This is a genomic window from Spongiactinospora gelatinilytica (genome assembly GCF_003236385.1).
GTDB classification, from domain to species: Bacteria; Actinomycetota; Actinomycetes; order Streptosporangiales; family Streptosporangiaceae; genus Spongiactinospora; species Spongiactinospora gelatinilytica.
The window spans coordinates 1-3,117 of sequence record NZ_POUA01000569.1; the positions used below are offsets into that span (position 1 = coordinate 1).

4 protein-coding genes are annotated in these 3,117 nt (G+C 71.4%); 3 read left to right on the plus strand and 1 reads right to left on the minus strand.

What is annotated here, in order from left to right; translation table 11 throughout:
* Positions 1-796: alpha/beta fold hydrolase (locus C1I98_RS37010; protein WP_199537501.1), on the plus strand; the 796-nt coding region annotated here is incomplete at its 5' end.
* An 81-nt stretch (positions 797-877) separates the two neighbouring features.
* Positions 878-1,342 carry a nitroreductase family deazaflavin-dependent oxidoreductase gene (locus C1I98_RS37015; protein WP_111171928.1) on the plus strand — a complete coding sequence of 155 codons (465 nt, stop codon included), beginning with the start codon at positions 878-880 and terminating at the stop codon, positions 1,340-1,342.
* Positions 1,343-1,479: 137 nt separating this feature from the next.
* Here the strand turns inward: C1I98_RS37015 and C1I98_RS37020 are convergent, their stop codons facing one another.
* A complete protein-coding gene (locus C1I98_RS37020) occupies positions 1,480-2,313 on the minus strand; it encodes an SCO4651 family lipoprotein (RefSeq protein WP_497846189.1) in 834 nt (277 codons plus the stop codon).
* A 231-nt stretch (positions 2,314-2,544) separates the two neighbouring features.
* Between C1I98_RS37020 and C1I98_RS37025 the strand changes: the two genes are divergently transcribed.
* Positions 2,545-3,117: SDR family NAD(P)-dependent oxidoreductase (locus C1I98_RS37025; protein WP_111171929.1), on the plus strand; the 573-nt coding region annotated here is incomplete at its 3' end.

Consider the following 3,117-nt stretch of genomic DNA (forward strand, 5'->3'; position numbering starts at 1 on the left):
GTGGCTCGGGTGGGCGGAGTGGGGGCCGCGTGACGGCACACCGGTCGTGTTCTGCCCAGGGGCGGGGACCGGCCGGTCGCTGGGGTTCGGCGGCGACGTCGTGGACCGGCTCGGCGTCCGGCTGATCTCGCTCGACCGGCCCGGCCTCGGAGCCTCCGACCCCGCCCCCGGCCGTACGCTCGGTTCCTGGCCCGCCGACGTCGCGGCGCTCGGGCTGACCCGGCCGCGGATCGTCGGTTTCTCCCAGGGCGCGCCGTTCGCCCTGGCCTGCGCCCCGATCGCGGCCCGGCCGGCGATCGTGTCCGGGGCCGACGAGGTGGCCTTGCCCGCGTTCGCCCCGGCCCTGCCCGCGCCGCTGCGCGACCTGGTACGCCTGGCCGCCGCCGACCCGGCGGCGGCCGAGCGATCCTTCCAGGCCATCACGCCCGCCGCGCTGTGGGACATGATCGTGCCCAACGCGCCCGCCGTCGATCGCGCGGTCTATGAGTCGCCGGAGTTCGCGCGCGCCTTTCGGGCGGCCATGGCCGAGGCGTTCGGCCAGGGTCCGGGGGGTTACGCCCGTGACACGCTGCTGGCGATGTCCCGCTGGCCGTACGACCTGGGCGCGATCCAGATCCCGGTGGACCTCTGGTACGGCGAGCACGACATCGGCCACTCCCCCGACCAGGGCCGCACCCTCGCCGCCCGCATCCCCGGCGCCCGCCACCACCTCGTCCCGGACGCGGGCGGCGCCGTCCTGTGGACACGCGCCGAACCGATCCTGCGCACCCTGCTCGGCGCCCCGGATGCGCCCTGAGCAGGATCGGAGAAGCGTGCCGGGCCACCGCCGTCCTACGTTGGCGGGGTAGCGAACGGACCCCGGCCCCGGAGGTGGCTCATGGCACAGCAGCAGACGAGCAAGCGCAGGCCCGGCACGCCCGGCGCGTTCTCCCGGTGGATGCAGCGCACGATGAACGCCCGGATGAACCGCAAGGTACGGCGGGGCCGGGGCCACATGATGGGCATGGACGTACTGATCCTGAACACGGTGGGCCGCCGCAGCGGGCAGCCCCGGGAGACGCCGGTGGCGTGGTTCGCCGATGACGCGGACGGCGGGCGGCTGATCGTCGCGTCGGGCGGCGGGAGTCAGCACCCTGACTGGTACGTCAACCTGATGGCCCACCCGGACCGCGCGACGATCGAACTGCCCGGCGAGCCCCCGCTGCCGGTGACCCCGCACCGCCTCGACGGCGCCGACCGCGAACGGGCCTGGCAGCGCATCGCCGCCGCCCAGCCCCGGATCGCGAAGTACCAGAGCAAGTCCGACCGCCGGTACCCGGTGATCCGGCTCACCCCACGCTGAACGGGGTCCTGGGGGTTGCGAACGGGTGCGGGGCGGCGAGAGCGGGGCGGCGGGCGCGGAAAGGGCGAAGGCCCGCGCCGGTGGCAGGCGCGGGCCTTCGGGTGGGTGGAAAAAAGGTCTGTTGACCAGGAAAGGCCTTAGTTGAACACGTGCTCCTGCTGCGGGATCTCGCCGACCTCGCTCGCCGGCGGGGCCGAGATCTCGACCGGCTCGTTGTAGCCCTTGAACAGCATGGTGGCGTTGAACGTGCCGCCCTCCGCCGAACCGCTCATGGTGATCTTGCGGGGCAGGCTCTGCGCGTCCGCCCACAGGTCGAACTTGATGTCCTTGACCTTGCCGAACTGGTCGGCGGCCCGGGCGCGCTTGTCGTCGTCCAGCAGCTTGACGGCCTCGTCCACCGGGAAGGTGCCGGAGTAGTGCGTGGTGTCGACGCCGCCGACGCTCTCGGTGCCCACGGCCTTGATGTCCTTGGACGCGGTGACCAGCTTGACCGCCGCGGCCAGGTCGAACTGCTGCACCCGGCCGAGCGCGTCGTTCGCCTCGTTCTGGCCTTCCCCGTCGAGGTCGGCGACGGACGCCTTGATCCACGGCTTGGTCGCGCCGGTGGCCGACTTCAGGGCGTCCACCTTGACGTACGCGGTGTCGCCGAGCAGGATCGCACGGGCGCCGCCGGGCAGGCTGTTCGCGCCGAAGGCGACGGTGTCGAGGGTGACGTCGACCGCGAGCTGCGGCTTGCTCTGGTACACCATCCGGCCCTGCACCTTACCGGTGTCACCCTCGGGGTGAGAGAATTCGGCCACGGCGTCAACGGTGTAGCTGTTGACCGCCTCGGCCTTCTGGGCCGTCTGCGCCACGGCTTCGGCCGCGGCCAGCTTGACATTGCCGAGCTGCGGACTCGTCGATCCGCACCCGGTGAGGGCCACCACACTGGCTGCGCTCACGGCGGCGATCGCGAGTGAAATCCGGCGCATTTATTTGAGTCCCTTCATATCCCCTGCACTGACTCCGACCCTACGCGCTGGTGGGGCGTTCGGGGCGGGATCCCCCGGGACCTCCGGGTTATCCCCGGGTTTACCCTGAGGGTCCGCCTTTATCAGGGAAGTACCGATACTTCGGCAGTAAACGCACCTTTACCTCGCCAAACCTGCACATTCGCCTCCCGCTGTTGACCAGGTACGGCGCACAAACCAGGAGAGCCGATCATGGGGAACGTACTGGTGACCGGGGCCACCGGAGGGATCGGCAGGCCACTGGTCGACGCCCTCACCGCCGCCGGACATCAGGTGACCGCCATCGGCCGCGACGTCGCCCGGCTCGACGTACCGGGCATCGAGGCCGACCTGTCCGAACCGGCCACCCTCGCCACCGCCTTGGCGGCTCGACCGCAAGACGTCCAGGCCCTGGTGTACTGCGCGGGAATCTCCCCCATCGCAGCCGTCGCCGACACCGACCCAGAGACCTGGCGCCGAACCCTCGCCGTCAACGTGGCCTCCGCCGCCGAAATCGTACGCCTGACACTGCCCGCCCTGCGCCGGTCCAGAGGCCACGTGATCTTCGTCAACGCCTCCCCGGGAATGACCGGCGTCCCCCGCTGGTCGGCCTTCGTCGGCAGCAAGGCAGCTCTGCGAGAACTGGCCCACTCCCTCCGCGAGGAGGAGTCCCCCCACGGAATACGCGTCACCACGATCTACCCCGCGGCCACCGCCACCGCCCTACTGGCCGAGGTCCGAACCACCTTCGGCCGCCCCTACGACCCCTGTCCCTTATACACATCT

Coding starts and splice junctions, on each gene's coding strand:
- C1I98_RS37015 (WP_111171928.1), top strand. CDS start 878: ATGGCACAGCAGCAGACGAGCAAGCGCAGGCCCGGCACGCCCGGCGCG.
- C1I98_RS37020 (WP_497846189.1), bottom strand. CDS start 2,313: ATGCGCCGGATTTCACTCGCGATCGCCGCCGTGAGCGCAGCCAGTGTG.